General features: G+C 56.6%; 21 protein-coding genes and 1 pseudogene. 8 read left to right on the plus strand and 14 right to left on the minus strand.

All coding sequences use genetic code 11. The features are described from left to right. The first annotated feature begins 28 nt into the window (after nt 1-28). Nucleotides 29-691: an SOS response-associated peptidase gene (locus tag ACO6S1_RS10695; protein WP_422342686.1), complete on the plus strand. Its 663-nt coding sequence runs from the start codon at nt 29-31 to the stop codon at nt 689-691. A 73-nt stretch (nt 692-764) separates the two neighbouring features. Here the strand turns inward: ACO6S1_RS10695 and ACO6S1_RS10700 are convergent, their stop codons facing one another. The 6 genes and pseudogenes from ACO6S1_RS10700 to ACO6S1_RS10725 all read right to left on the minus strand — a co-directional run bounded on the left by ACO6S1_RS10700 (nt 765) and on the right by ACO6S1_RS10725 (nt 4,198). After that, nucleotides 765-1,529, minus strand: a complete 765-nt coding sequence (locus ACO6S1_RS10700; protein WP_422342687.1) for an SDR family oxidoreductase — start codon at nt 1,527-1,529, stop codon at nt 765-767. A 90-nt stretch (nt 1,530-1,619) separates the two neighbouring features. Next, a complete protein-coding gene (locus ACO6S1_RS10705) occupies nt 1,620-1,988 on the minus strand; it encodes a hypothetical protein (RefSeq protein ID WP_422342688.1) in 369 nt (122 codons plus the stop codon). 92 nt (nt 1,989-2,080) lie between these two features. Next, nucleotides 2,081-2,707 carry a DUF6969 family protein gene (locus ACO6S1_RS10710; protein ID WP_422342689.1) on the minus strand — a complete coding sequence of 209 codons (627 nt, stop codon included), beginning with the start codon at nt 2,705-2,707 and terminating at the stop codon, nt 2,081-2,083. Nucleotides 2,708-2,709: 2 nt separating this feature from the next. Next, nucleotides 2,710-2,988, minus strand: a complete 279-nt coding sequence (locus tag ACO6S1_RS10715; RefSeq protein WP_422342690.1) for a hypothetical protein — start codon at nt 2,986-2,988, stop codon at nt 2,710-2,712. 213 nt (nt 2,989-3,201) lie between these two features. After that, entirely contained in the window at nt 3,202-3,615 is a 414-nt protein-coding gene (locus tag ACO6S1_RS10720) for a holin family protein (RefSeq protein WP_422342691.1), read from the minus strand. A 44-nt stretch (nt 3,616-3,659) separates the two neighbouring features. Next, nucleotides 3,660-4,198: pseudogene (locus tag ACO6S1_RS10725) on the minus strand (glycoside hydrolase family 108 protein). Between the two features lie 202 nt (nt 4,199-4,400). On the opposite strand from ACO6S1_RS10725, the gene ACO6S1_RS10730 reads away from it, so the two are divergent. Next, entirely contained in the window at nt 4,401-5,519 is a 1,119-nt protein-coding gene (locus ACO6S1_RS10730; protein ID WP_422342692.1) for an acyl-CoA dehydrogenase family protein, read from the plus strand. A gap of 24 nt (nt 5,520-5,543) precedes the next feature. Beyond that, complete coding sequence (locus ACO6S1_RS10735; protein ID WP_422342693.1) at nt 5,544-6,737, plus strand: acyl-CoA dehydrogenase family protein; 1,194 nt, start codon at nt 5,544-5,546, stop codon at nt 6,735-6,737. Nucleotides 6,738-6,842: 105 nt separating this feature from the next. Here the strand turns inward: ACO6S1_RS10735 and ACO6S1_RS10740 are convergent, their stop codons facing one another. The 5 genes from ACO6S1_RS10740 to ACO6S1_RS10760 are packed head-to-tail and all read right to left on the minus strand — an operon-like array spanning nt 6,843 to nt 11,488. Further along, nucleotides 6,843-7,844 (minus strand): LLM class flavin-dependent oxidoreductase, encoded by a 1,002-nt coding sequence (locus ACO6S1_RS10740; RefSeq protein ID WP_422342694.1) that lies wholly within the window; start codon nt 7,842-7,844, stop codon nt 6,843-6,845. Between the two features lie 3 nt (nt 7,845-7,847). Continuing rightward, nucleotides 7,848-8,585: a type II secretion system protein N gene (gene gspN, locus ACO6S1_RS10745; RefSeq protein WP_422342695.1), complete on the minus strand. Its 738-nt coding sequence runs from the start codon at nt 8,583-8,585 to the stop codon at nt 7,848-7,850. A 17-nt stretch (nt 8,586-8,602) separates the two neighbouring features. Then, the gene (locus ACO6S1_RS10750) at nt 8,603-9,091 is read right to left on the minus strand and encodes a thioredoxin family protein (RefSeq protein ID WP_422342696.1); all 489 of its coding nucleotides are present in this window, start codon (nt 9,089-9,091) and stop codon (nt 8,603-8,605) included. A gap of 1 nt (nt 9,092) precedes the next feature. Then, nucleotides 9,093-10,502: an NAD(P)-binding protein gene (locus ACO6S1_RS10755; RefSeq protein ID WP_422342697.1), complete on the minus strand. Its 1,410-nt coding sequence runs from the start codon at nt 10,500-10,502 to the stop codon at nt 9,093-9,095. A gap of 59 nt (nt 10,503-10,561) precedes the next feature. Continuing rightward, nucleotides 10,562-11,488 carry a hypothetical protein gene (locus ACO6S1_RS10760; RefSeq protein ID WP_422342698.1) on the minus strand — a complete coding sequence of 309 codons (927 nt, stop codon included), beginning with the start codon at nt 11,486-11,488 and terminating at the stop codon, nt 10,562-10,564. Nucleotides 11,489-11,627: 139 nt separating this feature from the next. On the opposite strand from ACO6S1_RS10760, the gene ACO6S1_RS10765 reads away from it, so the two are divergent. Next, nucleotides 11,628-12,137, plus strand: coding sequence for an RrF2 family transcriptional regulator (locus ACO6S1_RS10765; RefSeq protein WP_422342699.1), 510 nt, complete (start codon nt 11,628-11,630; stop codon nt 12,135-12,137). Between the two features lie 4 nt (nt 12,138-12,141). Here the strand turns inward: ACO6S1_RS10765 and ACO6S1_RS10770 are convergent, their stop codons facing one another. Continuing rightward, a complete protein-coding gene (locus ACO6S1_RS10770; RefSeq protein ID WP_422342700.1) occupies nt 12,142-12,435 on the minus strand; it encodes a putative quinol monooxygenase in 294 nt (97 codons plus the stop codon). A gap of 48 nt (nt 12,436-12,483) precedes the next feature. After that, on the minus strand, nt 12,484-13,620 hold the full coding sequence (gene ispG, locus ACO6S1_RS10775) for a flavodoxin-dependent (E)-4-hydroxy-3-methylbut-2-enyl-diphosphate synthase (RefSeq protein WP_207987639.1): 1,137 nt from the start codon (nt 13,618-13,620) through the stop codon (nt 12,484-12,486). Nucleotides 13,621-13,737: 117 nt separating this feature from the next. On the opposite strand from ispG, the gene ACO6S1_RS10780 reads away from it, so the two are divergent. Both ACO6S1_RS10780 and ACO6S1_RS10785 read left to right on the plus strand, forming a co-directional pair. Beyond that, nucleotides 13,738-14,403 carry an SDR family oxidoreductase gene (locus ACO6S1_RS10780; protein WP_422342701.1) on the plus strand — a complete coding sequence of 222 codons (666 nt, stop codon included), beginning with the start codon at nt 13,738-13,740 and terminating at the stop codon, nt 14,401-14,403. A gap of 83 nt (nt 14,404-14,486) precedes the next feature. Next, nucleotides 14,487-15,590 (plus strand): isoaspartyl peptidase/L-asparaginase family protein, encoded by a 1,104-nt coding sequence (locus ACO6S1_RS10785; protein ID WP_422342702.1) that lies wholly within the window; start codon nt 14,487-14,489, stop codon nt 15,588-15,590. A 7-nt stretch (nt 15,591-15,597) separates the two neighbouring features. On the opposite strand, the gene ACO6S1_RS10790 is transcribed toward ACO6S1_RS10785, so the two are convergent. Continuing rightward, complete coding sequence (locus tag ACO6S1_RS10790) at nt 15,598-16,836, minus strand: hypothetical protein (protein WP_422342703.1); 1,239 nt, start codon at nt 16,834-16,836, stop codon at nt 15,598-15,600. A gap of 360 nt (nt 16,837-17,196) precedes the next feature. Here ACO6S1_RS10790 and ACO6S1_RS10795 point away from each other — a divergent pair, with 360 nt between their 5' ends. Both ACO6S1_RS10795 and ACO6S1_RS10800 read left to right on the plus strand, forming a co-directional pair. Next, the gene (locus ACO6S1_RS10795) at nt 17,197-18,720 is read left to right on the plus strand and encodes an acyl-CoA carboxylase subunit beta (RefSeq protein ID WP_422342704.1); all 1,524 of its coding nucleotides are present in this window, start codon (nt 17,197-17,199) and stop codon (nt 18,718-18,720) included. A gap of 123 nt (nt 18,721-18,843) precedes the next feature. After that, nucleotides 18,844-19,236, plus strand: a complete 393-nt coding sequence (locus ACO6S1_RS10800) for a hypothetical protein (protein WP_422342705.1) — start codon at nt 18,844-18,846, stop codon at nt 19,234-19,236. Nucleotides 19,237-19,426: the final 190 nt, after the last annotated feature.

Here is a 19,426-nt window from a genome sequence, read left to right on the forward strand (position 1 = left end):
TGCCCGCATAAAATGTCGGGGGGCATCTATGTGTGGGCGCAAATATGCGAGCGAGGAGCTGACGTGGGCTGAATATCGCGAGATGCTCAGCATCATTCAGCCGACTTCCAATTTGCAGCCCAATTATAATATCGCGCCAACCCATGTCATGCCGGTCTGCGTCTGGGAAAGCGGCCAGGCTGTTCTGAAACCCATGCAATGGGGCCTGATTCCGACATGGGTCAAAGATGCGAAGCGATCCTATGCGATGATCAACGCCAGGTCCGAAACACTGGAGGAGAAGCCTTCGTTTCGAAATCTTCTGAAATCCTGTCGCTGTGCGGTGCTGGTCTCCGGCTTTTACGAATGGAAACGCGATGGCAAGCACAAGCAAGCCCACAAGGTGGAACGCAGTGATGGCAAGCCGATGATACTGGCCGGGCTTTGGGCCGATAATCCGGTGCTGGAAACCATGACCTACACCATTATCACCACTGAGGCGACGCCCGCCTTTGCTCCCATCCACAACCGCCTTCCCGCAATTCTGGAGCCCGATCAGGTGCAAAGCTGGCTGACCGGCCAGTGGCGCGAGGCGGGCGTCATGTTAAAGCCCTACGCCGGCAATATTGACGCGGTGCCGGTGTCCAATGACGTGGGCAATGTCAGGAACAACTATCCCGAGCTTCTCAGGCCGCTGGCAGCGATGGGTTAGGGGCGGATATCGATCCCTCGTAATATTTTCCACCTGGCAGGATTTCAGCGCGCACCGCCCCTGCGTCAATCCATCAAAACCGCAACGTGATGCCCCGTGCCAGCGCCGGTGAAATTGCCTCGGCTACGCGCAGGGCCTTGGTCATGCCGATATTCGCTTCGTCCTGGTCGCGCTCGATGGCAACAACAATCTGCCGCGCGCATTCTTCGGGCGGCATTTTTTTGGTCGGATTGCCATCGTTCATCTGGGTGTCGACAACGGGCGGTAGCGCCTCAATCATCTGGATTTTGGTGTCCTTGAGCTGCTCGCGCAGGCCTAACGTATAAAAGCGCAGGGCCGATTTCGTCGCGCAATAAATTGGTGTGCGGGCGGCAGGCGCGATGGCGAGGCCCGAGGTGACGTTGACGATTGTCGCCTGCGGCCGCGTGCGCAGATGCGGCATCAGGCCGGTGATCAACCGGATCGGTGCGTTAAGATTGGCATAGATGCAATCATCGGCGGCATCGGCATCCGGATCGCCTGCTCGAAAATCATGATCGACAAGCTGGCCGGCATTGTTGAGCAGAATATCAATGTCTTTGTCCCCCCATTCGGCGAGCAGCGCATCGACGCCGGCCGCATTCGAAAGATCGGCCACGATAGTGTCGAAGCCCTCATCTCGCATCGCGGCCAGGCGTTCCGGATTGCGACCGGTCAGTGTTACCCTTGCGCCTTTTGCTTTCAACTGGCGCGCCATCTCGCGGCCGATTCCTGCGCTTCCACCCGTCAGTAAGACAATTTTATCCGCAAGTTCCATCACGCGCTCCCCGGCAATCTCTTCATCTATATTCTTCGCCATATCGTGACAGTATATCGCATCGCTGGCAACTATCCTGTCGAAATCGTCATGGAGCAAAGCCACTATGTACAGCAGAGGCGTGCATCCCGGCTACCACCAGCCGGTAATCTCCATTCCCAGCACTATAAAGGCATAGCCCAGCACACCGTATAAGAGCATCCGAAAGACCGGATAGGGGATGCGCGCTTTTTGCGGATAGCCTTCGGGATAGATGATTTCGATTGTCTCGCCAATTACTGGCTTGGGGAAGGGCAGGAAGACACTATCGCGGACCTCGACAAATGTTCCATGTTCGTCGGCGAAGAGGAAGACCGGACGGTAAACCGGCGCGCCGTCTTCATAACGGCGGTCATGCCGGACGATTTTGGCAGTTGTCCGGCGGATCGGGTTGCGCAGATACGGAAGGTCACTGCGCAGCGCCAGCGCCAGTCCTGATCCTGTGAGGGCCAGGCCAATCAAGAGGATGAGCGTTTCGATCGCGCCGCGCTAGCATTGTTTATTTGGATTGTTAAGCGAGCTGTGACGGTGGCTTTATGAAGGCCCGTTGCGGCCTAAAGATCAAATGCCGTGCGGGACATGATTTCGACCGATTTATTCTCGAAAACGGCATCTCCGAGTTCCGCCTTTTTCTCGGCCAGCAATGTGTCGCGTTCCTGTAGCATATCAATGATCGGGTCGTGGAAAACCTGCACAGCGGCGGTGAGCCAATCGTTGACCAGCGGATCACCGGCTGCCTTGTTCATCGAGAACAGCTTGAGCCGCGATGCAATCGCATCGGCGGGCATGAAATATTCATAGGTGACCCAATAGTTGGTGGTGAACCAGCTGAGCGGCATGCCATCCAGATCAAAGCTCAGCGCACCAAAATGCACGACGCCTTGAGTCGGTTTGCCATTGGGTAGTTTTTTGGGAGGTTCATAAAGCGCGTCGACGCCTTTGAACATATCGAGCGGCAGGAACAAGTGGAAATGGCCATGCTCGCCTTCTTCCCGTTCCTCAGGCTTGTGCGCATGGTAAAACCAGCGTGACTTGTTGCCGGGTGCAACACAGTCGCCCTTCGGATAATGTTGATACTGAACGAAAGGGGCGTCTGCCGGTACCACTCTGGGTACTAGCGAGACGCCCTCTTTAGCTATCTGGCCCGTAAGCTCAAACAGCCTTTCTAATGCATTTTCCAATGCTATGTGCTGATATTACTCAGCAGCGGCACATGCAGCGGCACATGCAGCGTCTTCAGCGGCACAGCCAGCAGCTTCAGCGGCACAGCCAGCAGCTTCAGCAGCACAACCAGCGGCACATGCAGCAGCACAACCAGCGGCTTCAGCAGCACAACCAGCGGCACATGCAGCATCACCAGCGGCACATGCAGCACAATCAGCGGCACATTCTGCAACTGCAGCAGCATCTTCGGCTTGCTCAGCACATGCGGAAAGAGCAGGTACTGCAAGAGCAAGACCACCGGCTACTGCCAGCATTTTGCGGAAACTTGTTTCGTTAGACATTAAAATATCCCCTTTGGAATGAACTAGACTTCCCCCTCTATCTGCAAAGATATAGCCATTGCAAGTCTATTTGTATGATAGGTTAAAAAATGGCGGAAATTGTCCGTTTATTGGGCAGGGAAATGGTTAATTGCCTAAAAATCAGGCGGTTAATTTGCCCGATTCTCTGTTTATTTCTCGACGCCGCGAATTTTCCCCCATTGTCTTGCCATAGTATAGCCTAAATATCCCGTGCCAAATAAGGCATATAATGGTTCGGGTATACCGGCGAGATAAGCGTTCATGCCATTCGCAATATCCTCGGCCGCTTGCGGCCGGATCGCCGCGATCAATCCCATCGGCAGAGACCAGAGCAGCAATATGTACATGACGTATAAAAAGCTGGGCCGCGCACGGCTGGTCCATGGATCAGCGGATCCAGCCTCGGCCAGGATCGCAGACATCTGAGCACGGATCTGTTCCATTTCCTGGCTGCCTTCCAGCTTGAGCAGCTCCAGCTTGGCAAGATCGCGCGCCTGTTTGTCGGGAATGATCTTGTCGATGATTTTGGAAACGGGTCCGATCAGGGTTGAAAGTAAAGACATGGTTTTGATTTCCTTTTCACGGAGGGGGAAGTGCAGGCTGAACTTCAGCCTATGCGATGGGCGAGCCAGCCATAAAGAAAGGCTTCATTGGCGGGACGCTGTTCGGCCAGCTTGATGTAGCGCGCACCTTGCAAGGCTTCGACGGCCTTGAGCAATACTGCTTCGCCGCCACCGCCACGCTTCGCCAGAAATTGCTGCAGGGCGTTGATTGTCCGAGGGCCGATTTGGCCATCGGTTGCAATATCGGCAAAATCCCGCCCGTTGCGGTTGAGCGCGTTGAGTGCGCGTTGCAGGAAGCCGGCCGCAACCGGCGGTCCCATATTAATGCCGGTATCAAACAATTCCCCGGCCAGCCGCGGCGCCATCGTCGCGATTTTGTCGAAGCCGGGCCGCAGCAATATTTGCGTTTATATATGGCAACCGCTTCATCATATGGAAAATCCCGCATATCACCGGCATAACCGTGCCTGCGTGCGACCGCTTCGGTTACACCCCAGCGCGTGGGACCACCGCGGTCGGCGGGATGATTGGAATAATCGCCTTCTATCGCGATCACCTCATCAATTAGCTTGTCGATAGTCATGTCAGGGTCCTTCTCTCTTTTGCTGAGTCGCACAATTAACCTATATGGTTATTTGTAGGAAAGGCCAAAATTGTCACTATGGAATTTAATTGACTGATTAACTTCGTTCGGGCCTATTTGGGCGAAGAGTTGGCACAGTGATTCGCCAAACGCTTCGCAGTGTTTGTCAGATGCCAATAAATATTATTTAGGAGCTGGTAGATTGAACTTTGATTTCTCTGATGATCAGAAATTCCTGCGCGATGAAGCGCGCAAATTTCTTGAAGCCGAGTGCACCAGCGCCCATGTGCGCGCCGTACTGGATGATGACAATCTTAGCCATAATGACGAAGTCTGGCAGAAGATTGTGGAAATGGGCTGGCTTGGTGCGGCTATCCCGGAAGAATTTGGCGGGCTTGGCCTTGGCATGCTGGAACTATGCGTGATCGCCGAGGAACTGGGCCGCGTGTTGGCGCCCGTACCCTTTGGTTCTTCGGCCTTTTTCTTTGCCGAAGCGATCAAACTGGCGGGAACCGAAGAGCAAAAGGCCGAATTGTTGCCGAAAGTTGCTGATGGTAGCATTGTCGGATGCCTGGCGACCACCGAGGGCCCCGGAGCGCTCTCTGCCTCGTCGGTTCAATCGACCGCCAAGGATGGCACGCTGTCCGGAACCAAAGTGCCGGTGACAGATGGCGATATTGCTACCCATGCTGTTGTGCTCGCGAGAGAAGGCAGCGGCACTGGCCTTTATGTGGTGGCACTCGATCAGGACGGGGTTTCCCGCAAATCACTCAAAACCATCGAACCTACCCGCAGCCATGCCGAGATTAAATTTGACGGTGCATCTGCTGCGCGATTGGGCCATGAAACCGGCAATGGCATGGCTGTTCTCGACCAGGTGATGAATCGCGGCGCGGTATTATTGGCCTTTGAACAATTGGGCGGAGCTTCGCGCTGTCTGGAGATGGCAACGGAATATGCCAAAGAGCGCCATGCCTTTGGCCGCCCCATTGGCGGCAATCAGGCGATCAAGCATAAGCTCGCCGACATATATGTGAAAAATGAAGTGGCGCGGTCCAACGCCTATTATGGCGCGTGGGCCCTGTCGACCGATGCGGCCGAATTGCCGGAAGCTGCGGCGGCGGCGCGGGTTGCTGCGTCGGAAGCTTTCTGGTTTGCCAGCAAGGAAAATATCCAGACCCATGGCGGTATGGGCTTTACCTGGGAAGTGGATTGCCATCTCTATTATCGCCGCGCCAAATTATTGGCAGTGCAGGCAGGCAGCCCGGCGGTCTGGAAAGAGAAACTGGTTTCCGCGCTTGAAGCGAAAAACGCCGCGTAATCAATTTAAGACGAGGACGAGAAAATGGATTTTACAGACTCAACCGAAGAAGCGGCTTTCAGAGCAGAAGCCAACGCCTTTCTGAGCCAGCACCTTGAGCCGAAAAAGGCGGCTGCCATTCGCTCGGGCCGGCGCGACGATTATTTGCAGCGCGCAAAGGGTTGGCAAAAGGTCAAGGCAGAGAACCGGTTTGCGCAAATCACCTGGCCCAAGGAAATTGGCGGGCGCGGTGGATCGCCGATGCAGCAGGTCATCTGGAATCAGGAGGAATCCAAATTTGATGCGCCAACCGGGCCGTTTGCCATTGGTCTGGGCATGTGCGTGCCGACGGTTATCGCTTTTGGTTCTGATGAACATAAGAAGCGCTATGTGCAAAAAGCGCTGTTCGGTGAAGAAATCTGGTGCCAGCTATTCTCTGAACCGGCCGCTGGGTCCGACGTTGCTGGCCTGAAAACCAAAGCGGTCAAGGATGGCGATGACTGGGTGATTAATGGCCAGAAAGTCTGGACCTCAGGTGCGCATTATTCCGACTATGGCATCCTGCTGGTGCGCACAGACCCGGATGTGCCGAAGCATAAGGGCCTGACCATGTTCATCGTCGACATGAAACAGGAAGGCGTCGACGTGCGCCCGATCCATCAGGCATCGGGAGGCAGCGAGTTTAACGAGGTTTACTTCACCGACGTCCGCATTCCCGACAGCGACCGGCTTGGCGAACCGGGCATGGGCTGGAAAGTGGCCTTGGTCACGCTGATGAACGAGCGGCTTGCCGTGGGCGGCTCGCCGGGACCGGACTGGGCCGAGATTATGGACTATGCCCGGTCATCCGGTTCGATGAGCGATCAGGCGTTTCGTGCGAAACTGGCGGACTGGTATGTCGCGGCGCAGGGTTACAAGCTGACCAAATTCCGTACCCAGACAGCCTTGTCCAAAGGCGAAACTCCGGGGCCGGAAAACTCCATCGGCAAGGTGATCACCGCCAATCATCTGCAGGATATCTGCAACAGCGCGATCGAGATGCAGGACCATTACGGGATTATTTCCGACAAGGATCATGCCCCAGCGGATGCGATTTTTCAGGAAAGCTTCATGTGGGCGCCGGGCCTTCGGATTGCCGGTGGTACCGACGAGATATTGAAAAACATTATCGCGGAACGCGTGCTGGGCCTGCCGCAGGATGTACGGGTCGACAAGGACAAGCCTTTCTCGGCTTTCTAGGCCCAGTCCTGATCAGATACCCGTTCGCACTGAGCCTGTCGAAGTGCATCTATGGTCTTGAGATGTCCTTCGACAGGCTCAGGACGAACGGCATTGGAAACGGCCCTATGCCGCAATCAGGTCGCGGACTTCGGCAGCCAGACCATAGGATTTTTCGCGCGCAGTCTGATCGAAGATCGAGCCGCAGACGATTAGCTCATTCGCCTGCGTGCGGTCGAGAAAGGCGCGGACGCTGCTCAGCACGGCATCGGGCGCCCCTACGGCGCTGCCCTGCATGATCTGAGCGAGCATGGATTGTGCTTGCGGCGGCAGGCTTTCACGATAGCCTTCAACCGGTGGCGGCAGTTTTCCGGGATTGCCGGTACGCAGGGCGACAAAGCTCTGCATCATCGAGGTGGCGAGATGTTCGGCTTCATCATCCGTGTCAGCAGCAAATATGTTGAAACCGCACATGGCATATGGCTCTGACAATTGCGCCGACGGTTTGAAATCGCGGCGGTAAATGGCCAGCGCTTCATCAAGGGCTTGCGGCGCGAAATGCGAGGCAAAGGCATAGGGCAGGCCGAGGGCGGCGGCGAGCTGCGCGCCGAATAGGCTGCTACCCAATATATATAGCGGGATTTTCGAACCGGCACCGGGTGTAGCCTGAATGCCAAGCGCCTCGTCGCCTTCCAACAAGGCCTGCAGCTCCAGAACATCGCGCGGAAACTGGTTGGGGTCGGTGTTCAGGTTGCGCCGCATGGCCTGCGCTACTCGCTGGTCGGAACCCGGCGCACGGCCAAGGCCAAGATCAACCCTGCCGGGAAAGAGCGCTTCCAGCGTTCCGAATTGCTCGGCAATTACCATCGGCGCATGATTGGGCAGCATGATCCCGCCCGCACCGATGCGGATGGTTTTTGTGCCCGACCCGACATGAGCCAGCGCAACCGAAGTCGCCGCACTCGCGATTCCGGCCATGCCATGATGCTCCGCCATCCAGAACCTTTCAAAGCCAAGGGATTCCCCGTGTTGCGCCAGCGCGAGCGAGCGGTCCAATGCGGTTTTGACGTCCGCGCCCTGCGGAACCGGCGACAGGTCAAGTATCGAGAATTTCACGGCTTTGTTCATTTTCTACCTCTTTTGCCCCAGCTGACCGGCCACTTTTATCGCATAGCCGCTGGGTACTTTTCGAAATCCCAATGTGGGCAGCAGCAGCGTCCAGGCTCGGTCATTTCCGTTCAGGAATAAGCGCGCGGTATAAAAGCCATTGCCCTCCAGCTTCATCGTCAATTCTTCCATGCCCGATCCGCTGGTCAGCGGCAGAACCAGCACGCCGTCTTCGCAAAGGGCATTGCCGAGCAGTCCTTGTTTGAGATCAAGCCCCGGGATATTGGCGTCGAGCGAAAGGCGAACCTTGCCGCTGGCAGACTGGCAACGGCCACCGGCGAAGGCGACGCTGATATTATCCAGCGCGATATCGGATGCGGGCAGGGGTGCGAGTGTCTCTCCGACGCGCAAGACCGTCGTGGCATCTTCCACCAGCAGCGCAGCGCCCTGTTTTCCGATCGTAGCGGTGAAACCGGTATCTCCGGTGGTGGCAGGGCGTTCCAGATCCAGTTTTATCTTGCCAGTCAGCAAGGGGAAAAATTGCACGCCCGCATCCAGATCACCCAGCGCAAAGGCGCCCAGTTGCGCCTGTTCGATACGGCCATTCCAGATGCTGCCGCTGATTTCCCGCGCAGAGAATTTCGAACCTTCCAGGCCCGCCATGCTGACAGCAAGTTTCAGCGGCATGAATATGAGGGCCAATAGGATCAGCCCGATAACAGTCACAATATAGATCAAAGCGCGCGGCACCTGTTTTCCCATTTATCTCGGATCCACTATCATAGTTCCGGCGTAAACTGATCAAAATAAGAGAAGATTTCTTCTTCATCGCGGCTGGCAGCGTTCCGCCAGGTCGGAGCAGATTCGGGATTGAGCAAAGCGCCGCGCGGGGACAGGACAAGCACGGTTGGGGTGCCCTTGATCTTTTTAATGCCAAATCGCTGGGCAATGTCGATATTGCGATCCCGGTAGCCGACATCGACATAAACGACTTCATATTTGGTTTTCAGCATCGCCGCAAAGCGCGGCTGTTCAAACCACCCGGCGAGCCCGCGGCTGTCATGGCACCAGTTGGCACCCATTACGAGCAGCACACGCTTGTCCGTCGCCACGGCGCGGGCCAAAGCGGCATCGACGTCTTTCGATGCCTTCGCGTCCTTTTCATATGGTGTGGCCTCGGGATGCTCTGCAGCCGCATCAGTTTGCGGCGCTGCAAGACCGGGCGCCGCTAGCGATAGTCCCACAGCAAAGAAAAAATGCTTCAGCATCTTATGCACCCGCCTGCGCTATCAGTTTCGGCAGGTTCCCCATAGCGGCCATGGCATTGGTACGGAACTCGCCCAATATCGCCATTTTTTCTTCATCATCGGGGGACACACCGAAAATCATCTTGCCGAAACCGTCAAGCCTACTCTGGGCAATCCATTTGTTGATGACCTTGTCCTGAGACCATTGAAACTGGTTCATCATATTGACCATGGTCGCGGCGGGATATGTGTCAATGCCATCGGGCAGGGGGATCGGTTGACCCAGGCGGTTTTTGGTCTCGTCATCATCATAGGTGACTTCGAGAAAAGCACTGAGCGCGGCGCTGAAAGCCGGTTGCGGTACGCGGATCATCTGCAATGTGATCAGGCCTTCCTGAAATTGCGGCACCACCGGGCGACGTTCGACAGCAGTGGCGGTGCAATCAATATAAAGCGTCTCCGCAGGCATCGGATAGTCGCCGTCTTTCAGGCGCATGCCGCCCTGATCGATAGTCTCGACATGGCCCATGCGAACAACATTTTTAATCTGTCGCAAGATATCGACTTCACCCTGCGAGATGGTGGCATAGTGGAACATGCTCGGCTTGGCCTCAGGATCGATGCGCAGCATTACGCCGCACGCTTCGAGCTTCAGGAACAGGTCGTCCGCTGTTTCCGCCGCTGCCAGCGCCGCCATCAAATCCCTTTGACCACCAATGGTCTGGTGAAAAAATTCCTGACCGGGCTGGGTGTTGTTCCGGTTGAGCAACCAGCTATCGCGCGGACAGACCCAGACGATGTCATCCGCATCGGCGCCGGAACGCAGTAACCAGACACCGACATCCATCGCGGTCTTGCCCGCGCCGAGGATGACGAATTTCTTGGGCCTTGGTCCAGTGCCTTGCCACAATTTTGGCAGGTCATTGGGCGGGATCATCTTTACGCCATCCTTCACTTCGAATTTTGGCGTGTGGGTCGATGGCACCGTGGTGCCATAATAGGTCGCATCTACCGTTTTCTTGCGGATATTGATCTCGGTTTCCTTGCCCGACAGCAGGGACACAAATTTCCCGTCTCCCAGATAGTCAGACATCGGATGATAGCTCACCCGTCCGCTGGGCAGAAATCTTTGGTGCATGACTTTCTCGAAATAGCTGTTCACCTCGGCGCCGGTGGCCAGCTCATAATAGCCCTTGTTGAGGCCGGTCGTATCGATTTCTCCGCTGCCCAATTGGGTCGAGTTCACCCCGTAAAAGGCCGACGGCTGGTGCAAGGACACGAACGGATAAGCGTCATTCCAGTGACCGCCCGGTTTGCCATGCCGGTCGACAATGGTGATATGCGCATCGCTTTCTTCCAGCAACGTATCGGCAAAGGCCATGCCGACAGCACCGCTGCCGATAATCAGATAATCCGTTTCGGCCTGCGCCATACATAGAGTCCCTTCGCTGGATTATCCGATTTCTTAGGGACTAAAAAGCAAGAGGGCAATCAAACTTCCAGCGGGGTGAGGGAACAGGCGGTGGTGAGGCCAAGACCGCGCTTCATGGCGGGATAGGCCCTGACCATCGCCGCAGCCATGGCAAGTTCCCGCCGGACGCCGCGCCCGAATTGCTGTTCGATGCGCTGCCCCAGTTCGTCCGCCTCCGCAGATTGCCGGGCAATGGCCTGACCGAAATCAAAAGCCAGCTTATTGTCGCCGGACAGATTGCCGGACAGCATGTCGTTGACCTCATCTTTAGGCAATCCTTCCGCCAATGCGCCGTGCGCAGCGGTAATTGCGCAGGGGCCGCAATCCTCGACCAGCACGGCGCCAATCCGCGTGGCGGACAACAGGCCTGCACTGGCTTCATAACGGTGATTGCTGGCGGGCATGAAATGCTTGAACTTTTCCAACATATGCCCGGGCGCGCTAGCCACCTCATGCACATAGGCGCTTTCGCCGGGTGACATCCGGTCAACCATTGCCAGAAAGAGACGGTCGGGGACGCCCGCTGGCACGATGCGCTGCCGAAAGAACAGGATGGCGAGCGCGATCAATACCAATAGCGGCGGGCCGAGCACGCCCGGGGCGTCCGCCCAGAAAATATCCGGGGAACAGATGCCCACAGCCACCTCGTAGATATGGAGGACGCCATGCAGGGAAAGCCACAAGGCCCCGGCCAGCGCGCCGAGCCAGCGCATGTGCAAACTGGCCCCCGCATAGAGCAGGATGATTCCGCAGGCCGCATAGGCAATCCCGATGTCGCGAATGAAATGCTTGTTCGGCGGACCGGTGGTGATGACGGTGGGGATCGCGGTATACCAGTCAAGCGGACTGATGATCATGAACATCCCAAAAAACAGTGCGCCTATGCCAACGGCGAGGACCAGCAGCTGTGCCAGCCTGTCGAGAAAGTCGGGTTTTCCGGTTTGCATCACAAATTCCCTTCTGAGTCTTTTAATTCAGACAATAAATATCCGAATTAAATATTTTGTCAATCTGGTCTCGGGAAACTGCTGCCACTATGTTATTCGGATATGAAATATCGGAATATGGCAAGAAAACAGGTAGACAATGCAGATTTCCAAAGGTGTTGAATGGGCGGCGCACGCCGCCGCGTTGCTGAACGGTCTTCCCCCCGGTCGTGGTTTGAAGGCGGAAGCACTGGCGCGCTATCATGGTGTTCCTGCGGCCTATATGGCAAAACAGTTGCAAGCGTTGAGCAAGGCGGGGATCACGCAAACGTCGCGCGGCGCGCATGGCGGTTATCGCCTTGCCAAACCGGCGGATGAGATAAGTTTATGGGATATCACCGCGGCGGTTGATGGCAAGGGGCCGGCATTTAGGTGCACCGAGATTCGCCAAAATGGCCCATGTGGATTGAAACGCAGCGACTGCAAACGACCCTGCCAGATTGCAGCAGCCTTTGCCGCGGCAGAAAAAGCGTTTCGGGAGAGTCTGGCCGCGATCTCATTGGCAGACCTGGCAGGGCAGGTCGTCAACGATTCAGAACCAGACCATCTGTTTGCGATAATGAACTGGCTGAATGCAGAGGCCGAACCGCTCAGCCAAAAAGGTGGTTAGCCAGCTATCGGAGCTTGGTCATGGTTTCGAACCGCAAGGGTTCGGCCAGCCAATGGTCATAATTGTCCATCACCGCCTTGGTATAAGGCTTGCCATGATGTTCTTTTAGAGCGGCTTCATCCTGCCATTCCTCGAACAGGAAAAGATGACCCTGATCTGCGTCCGCCAGCACGGTAAATTCGATGCAACCTGGCTCGGTGCGCGTTTCTTTCACGATATCCAGGATTGCATCGCGCGCATCGTCATAATGTTCGGTTTTTGGTGTAATTTTGGCAAATCCGAAAAGCGTATTCGTCATATATCTGAGACTTTCGTTCTAATAAGCCCCCGCTTCTATTTCCCTGTTTTATTCCGCCGCTTCGACCTGTTCTGTCGCCGCTTCAATCTCCGCCGCCTTGGCTTCGACCAGCTTCACGATATGATCGACCATATCGCCATCCGACACATGGTGGTCGGTCACGCCGGAGAGATAGACCATATGTTTGCCCGCGCCGCCGCCGGTAATGCCGATATCGGTTTCACGCGCTTCACCAGGACCGTTGACGACGCAGCCGAGAACCGAGAGCGACAAGGGCGTGCGGATATGCTGCAGGCGTTCTTCCAGCGTCTGCACCGTGCGGATCACGTCAAAGCCCTGCCGCGCGCAGCTTGGGCAGCTCACGACGCGGACGCCGCGGGTGCGCAGGCCAAGGGCTTTCAGCATCTCGTAGCCGACGCGGACTTCCTCTTCCGGTTCGGCGGACAGGCTGACCCGGATCGTGTCGCCAATGCCGGCCCACAGCAGGTTGCCCATGCCGATCGAGCTTTTCACTGTGCCGCCGATCAGGCCGCCAGCCTCGGTAATGCCGAGATGCAGCGGACAATCCACCGCATCGGCCAGCTGCGAATAGGCTGCCACCGCCAGGAACACGTCTGACGCTTTGACCGCGACCTTGAACTCGTGGAAATCATGGTCCTGCAAAATCTTGATGTGATCGAGCGCGCTTTCGACCAGTGCCTCTGGACAGGGCTCGCCATATTTTTCGAGCAGGTCTTTTTCGAGGCTCCCCGCATTCACGCCGATACGGATAGCGCAGCCATTGGCCTTGGCCGCGTCGACCACTTCCTTCACCCGCGCGGCGCTGCCGATGTTGCCGGGATTGATCCGCAGGCAGGCGGCACCCGCTTCTGCCGCTTCAATCCCGCGCTTATAATGGAAGTGAATATCCGCCACGATGGGCACACGGCTGGCGCGGACGATCTGTTTCAGCGCGGCCGTGCTCTCGACATCGGGACAGGACACACGAATGATATCGACGCCCGCCTCTTCACAGCGACGGATCTGGTCAATCGTCGCCTTGGGATCGCTGGTCAGCGTGTTGGTCATGGTCTGTACGGTAATCGGTGCATCGCCGCCCACCGGCACGTCACCCACCATGATCTGGCGGCTCTTGCGGCGCTCTATGTCGCGCCATGGACGCAAGGAAGGATTATCGGCTGTCATGATGGGAACCTGTCACACTATTGCTCGTTATAGGCTATATAGCGTTTTCATACCGCGGGTGCGAGGGGCGATTGCGTCTTCATCTGAAATAATCACAATATTGGAAAGGAAATCATCATGGGAACCGTATTAATCACAGGCGCCAATCGCGGCATCGGGCTGGAAATGGCCAAGCAATATGCGGACAATGGCTGGGATGTCATCGGCACGGCGCGGGAACCGGATAAAGCGGAAGAGCTGAACGCGATTCCCAATGCGAAGACGATGCAATTGGACGCAGCGGACGATGCCAGCGTTGCGAATTTTACCAGCGAAATTGGTGATCAGCCGATTGATCTCTACATCAACAACGCGGGCATATACGGGCCGCAGGAGTTTGATCGGGATGGCTGGCTGCAGCTGCTCAACGTCAATGTGGTGGCGCCGGTCAAATTGGCCAATGCGCTGAAAGACAATGTCGCCAAGTCGGATGGCAAGAAAATGGTCGTGATTTCCAGTCAGGTCGGCAGCATTGCTGAAAATGAAAGCGGTGACATGATGTATTATCGCACCAGCAAGGCAGCGGTGAATCAGGCGTGGAAATCCCTGTCGAACCAGTGGAAAGATGAAGGCCTGACGCTCACCATGATGCATCCCGGCTGGGTCCAGACCGATATGGGCGGCGAAAATGCCGACCTGACGCCGGAGGAAAGCGTGAGCGGCATGCGGCAGGTGATCGACCAGACCGATCACGCGCAGACAGGTAGCTTCAAGGACTATAGTGGCCGCGAAATTCCCTGGTAGGTGGATCGGCTTTGAGCGCAAGTTGCTATGACCTTGCTAGTGTTCCGATAGCGCGTTACGTCTTGGTCAAAAGGAGCTGCTTCATGTTCAAATTCTCGTCCATCCTATCCGCTTTAACGTTTGCCGCACTGGCATTTGGTAGCAGCGCCAGCGCGCAGCCTTTTGAAGACGATAGCTGGTCGATCGCCATTCACGGCGGCGCGGGCACGCTGGAACGTGAGAAGATTACGCCGGAGAAGGACGCGGAAATCCGCGCTGCTCTTGAAGCGGCTCTGACTGAAGGGTCCAAAATCCTGAAAGCGGGCGGCAGCGCGATGGAGGCGATCACGGCCACGATCATCCTGCTGGAGAATGATCCCAATTTCAACGCGGGCAAGGGCGCTGTATATACATGGGATAAAACCAACGAGCTCGACGCCAGCATCATGGATGGCAGCGACCTTTCCGCTGGTGCTGTGGCCGGCGTCACGGCGACAAAAAACCCGATCCTGCTCGCCCGTGCGGTCAAGGACAATAGCCCGCATGTGATGCTGTCCGGCAAAGGGGCCGACCAGTTCAGCCGCGAACAGGGATTGGAACAGGCAACGCCCGATTATTACGCCACGCCGCGTCGTCTCGAACAGATTGAGGATATGCTGGCCAAGGAAGTCAGCGCCGCGGATGTCGATTATAAATTCGGCACAGTCGGCGCGGTTGCGATGGACAGCAAAGGCAATATGGCGGCGGGAACCAGCACCGGCGGCATGACCGGCAAGCGCTGGGGCCGGATTGGCGACAGTCCGGTTATCGGTGCGGGCACCTATGCGCGCAACCGCAGCTGCGCGATATCAGCCACGGGCGCGGGCGAATATTTCATCCGGCTCGGCGTCGCTCATGAAATTTGCAGCCGCATCTGGAGCCGCTTTCTGGCCGCGCGCGATGAAGTGCAGGCGACTGTACCCACGGACAAAGACGGCGTGCCTGAATATTATATCCACGCCAGCGAATTTGGTCTTGAGGAAGCAGAGGTGCAGAAAATTGCCGATGAAGTCATCGCGGAACTTGGTGAAATTGGCGGCACCGGCGGGATCATATTCGCCACACCATGGGGCCAGGCGGGCTATAGTTTCAACACCCCTGGCATGTACCGCGGCCGTGCGACCAGCGACGGGGCAATGAGCGTGGCGATCTACGGGGATGAGGAATAGGCGTTAGCTACTCACCCATCGGTGTCGCCGCCTTGGCTGCCTTTGTCGTGACAATATAGTCAAAGCCCAGCACCACAAATTTCCCGAATGTCGATAGGTCATTAATGCCTTTGCTTTCCAACCGGCGCCGCATGGGTTCGAGCGGGATGAGATAATGGCCGGTATCGCCGATCCGGGCGCTGTCTATCTGTGCCGCTTCAAGGATTGGCGTGATGATCTTGTCGTCCACCGCTTTGACTTGCGTATAGCCTTCTGGCGAGGGCCGCATGGTCAGTTGTTCACCGCCAAGACCGCTGAACGCGATGTGCAGCGATTGCATCTTGTTGGCGGCTGCCAGTCCGGGGAGCAGCGATCCGATATCGAACATCTTGGTCGGCGTCGTCCCGCGGCCCAGATGATAGGCACCCATTTTCAGCAATACCCGCGGCGCGTCCTCTTCGGCGGCATGATATTGCTCCAGAAACAGCCGGTGGATCAGGGCGATACGATCGGCATTATTGGCGAAATAGCGTTTTTCATTATTATGCCCATAGATGACCGCGCTTTCGGCCAGCGCGTCGATCATCGCTTCGGCTTGTTCAACACCGGCAAATTGATCGCGCAGCTTGGCAAAGGTCGCCGGCGGGGCCGATAGCATCAGCAGATTCCCCTGATCGGCGGCGGCAACGGCCGCGATATCTTTCTGTAGCAATTCGTCCACGGCTTTTCTGGCTGCGGCATTGGGGGCGATGGCCTTTAGCTCCTCCAGAATGATTGTTGGCGCGCCGATAAATTCCTGATCAATACCCCATAGATCCACCGTGCCTTCGGGTTCGGCAAAATCATTGGCGAGCAGCGCATCTTCACGGTTGCTGACGAAGGGCAGGGCAATTGGCTTGCCCGCGACCAGAGTGGCGACACCCGTGACGCCATCGGTCCGCAGCGCCTGCTGCACGGCCTTGTTGGACCAGGGACCGATTTCGACGGCATGATAGGTACGGCCGTGTTTCTTCATCTCGGCTGCCAGACCCCTGCCCAGGTCAGGGGCATCCGCAAAACCGTGATCTTCACCCAGTGCGACAAATTGCGCCTTCTCGATCTCGGCGCGCAAAATGTCGCCGCCCGGACCGGACAAGCCTTCTGGACTGAACGAAATTTCCCAGATTGGAATTTCGGGTCCTGTCGCTTTAGCCACCTCTTCGGCCGCTGCCGGCGTGGCCAGCGCCAGCGCGCATAAGCCCGTCACCGCTGTCAGGAATTTCCGCATATCCTCTCTCCCGTCAATTGTTTTAGTGAGTTATATCACCAATACGGCTGATGTAAACGCTCTTTGCCCGTACCGTGAGGGTGTACGAAACAGAAGAGAATCAATTCCAAATGCCAAAACACGGTACCGCATCATGCTGCAAAAGCCTCTGTCCTACATCGCATGGCCGCGCTATGCAGACAGCATGATGAATATGAGCATTTCCCATTTCGAGGAGGGCAGGCCCTGTAAAGGTCACACTGTCGGGTCGTTCAGGCAAATAGAATCATATATTTTTCAATATCTTGTGCCTAAAGTCACAGAAAAGAAAAGGGTCCGTTCATGTGACCCATATTGGCAGCCCAGGGAACTAAATATCGCATGACATGGAAACCGGAAATTGAAGAGCTGCGCGAGCGGCAGCGGCTGGCGGAAAAAATGGGCGGCGATGAAAAAGTCGCGCGCCAGCATGGGCGGGGCAAACTGGATGCGCGCGCGCGCATTGCCGGAATTGTCGATGAGGGCAGTTTTCGCGAGATCGGCAAGATTGCGGGGCGCGGGACCTATAATGAGAAAGCCGAGTTTGAAGATTTTGCACCCAGCAACCTGATCTTTGGCCGCGCGAATATCGAAGGCCGTCCGGTGGTCGCCAGCGCCGATGACTTTACCGTTCGTGGCGGCGCAGCGGATGCGGCGCTGCACCGCAAATTTACCCAATGCGAAAAAATGGCCCATACACTGGGCATTCCGATGATCCGCATGATTGACGGCACCGGCGGCGGCGGTTCGGTCAAGAGCCTGGAGGATATGGGCTTTACCTATGTGCCTGCAGTGCCCGGCTGGGAAGATATTATCAAGAATCAGGAAACCGTGCCGGTGGTGGCGCTGGCGCTGGGTCCAACAGCGGGCATGGGCGCTGCGCGAACCGTGGCCAGCCACTATTCGATCATGGTGCGGGGGCTCTCGCAGATTTTTGCCGCCGGCCCGGCCGTTGCGGCGGCCATTGGCGATACGCTGACCAAGGAAGAACTGGGCGGCAGTGAAATTCACGCGCGCAACGGCGTGGTCGATGAAGAGGTTGGCAGCGAGGCCGAGGCCTTTGCCACCGCGCGCAAATTTCTCTCTTACCTGCCCAGCAATATTAACCAGCGCGCCACGCGCGTTGTCACAGGAGATCCGGCTGGCCGCCGTGACGAAACGCTGCTGTCGGCCGTTCCGCGCGGAGAAAAAGAGGTCTACTCGATGCGCAGGATCATGGACTCGGTCTTTGACAAAGGCACAGTGTTCGAGATGGGCAAGCGCTGGGGCAGGGCCGCTATTACCGCCTTTGCACGGCTGGATGGCTATCCGGTTGCGGTACTGGCCAATGATCCCAGTTTTCTGGGCGGTAGCTGGGAAGCCAAGTCATCTGAAAAGGTCGAGCGTTTTGCGAAACTGGCGGACCAGTTTCGGCTGCCGGTCGTCCATCTGGTTGACAATCCCGGCTTCATGATCGGCGAAGATGCCGAACGCACGGGTACGATCCGTTACGGTGTGCAGGCGATGAATGCGGTCTATAAAGCCACTGTGCCGTGGGCCAGCATCATCGTGCGGCGCGCCTATGGTATCGCCGGAAGCGCCATGTCCAATGCCGAGAATTTCCAGTATCGCTTTGCCTGGCCGAGCGGAGATTGGGGTTCGCTTCCTATCGCGGGCGGGCTGGAGGTCGCCTATAAGGCGGATATAGAGGCCGCCGAAGATCCCGCCGCGCGACTGGAGGAGATCAAGGCAAAGCTCAATCTGGTAACATCACCTTTCCGGACGGCGGAACAATTTAGCGTGGAGGACATTATCGATCCGCGCGAAACCCGGCCATTATTGTGCGAATTTGCCGATCTGGCGTGGCGGAAACTGGAAGGGGAATGACCAATTGCAGCTGTGATCGAATGTTCCGGCTCATTCAGCCTGCCGCAACATCCATAATATTATCACATTTGGGTCTTTCACTGGGACAGTCGTTTACAAGCCGAGAGGCTGAAAGGTAATATTATGTCCCTTGCGCATATTTCGAAAGCCGGTCTCGCTCTATTCGTAGGCCTGTCGTGGAACACCGCTGCCCTTGCCGCGGATTCAAATCCGGTGGATACGCCGGAGCGGTTCTCCGTTCTGGTTACATTTGGCGATGACGAGTGTCCCGAAGCGCAAGCAGATGAAATTGTCGTGTGCGCCAACCGGCCGGAATCAGAGCGTTACCGTATCCCCAAGGATTTGCGGCAAACGGAAGAGGAAAGCGGCGGCGAACAGAGCTGGTCCTCGGTCGTCGCCTCTCATGAAGAGGCCGCCCGGCCCGCTCGACCCAATAGCTGTTCGGTTGTTGGGACAAATGGCTGGTCCGGCTGTCAGGCTGCGCTGCTGCGCCAATGGTTTGATGAGCGGCGCTAAATAATTCGAATAATTGGTCGGGACGAGAGGATTCGAACCTCCGACCCCCACACCCCCAGCCGATAATTGCATGATATTTGCCGGGATGATTTGGTACGTTTTGGGACTATAAATATAATAAAATCAAAAAGATAGCTTGATTTTAGTGTTCCCGTTTTGTACTCATTCATCCCGGCAGATTTCATCATTT

Origin of the sequence: Parasphingorhabdus sp. (assembly GCF_965233695.1) — a bacterium.
Classification (GTDB): Bacteria; Pseudomonadota; Alphaproteobacteria; order Sphingomonadales; family Sphingomonadaceae; genus Parasphingorhabdus.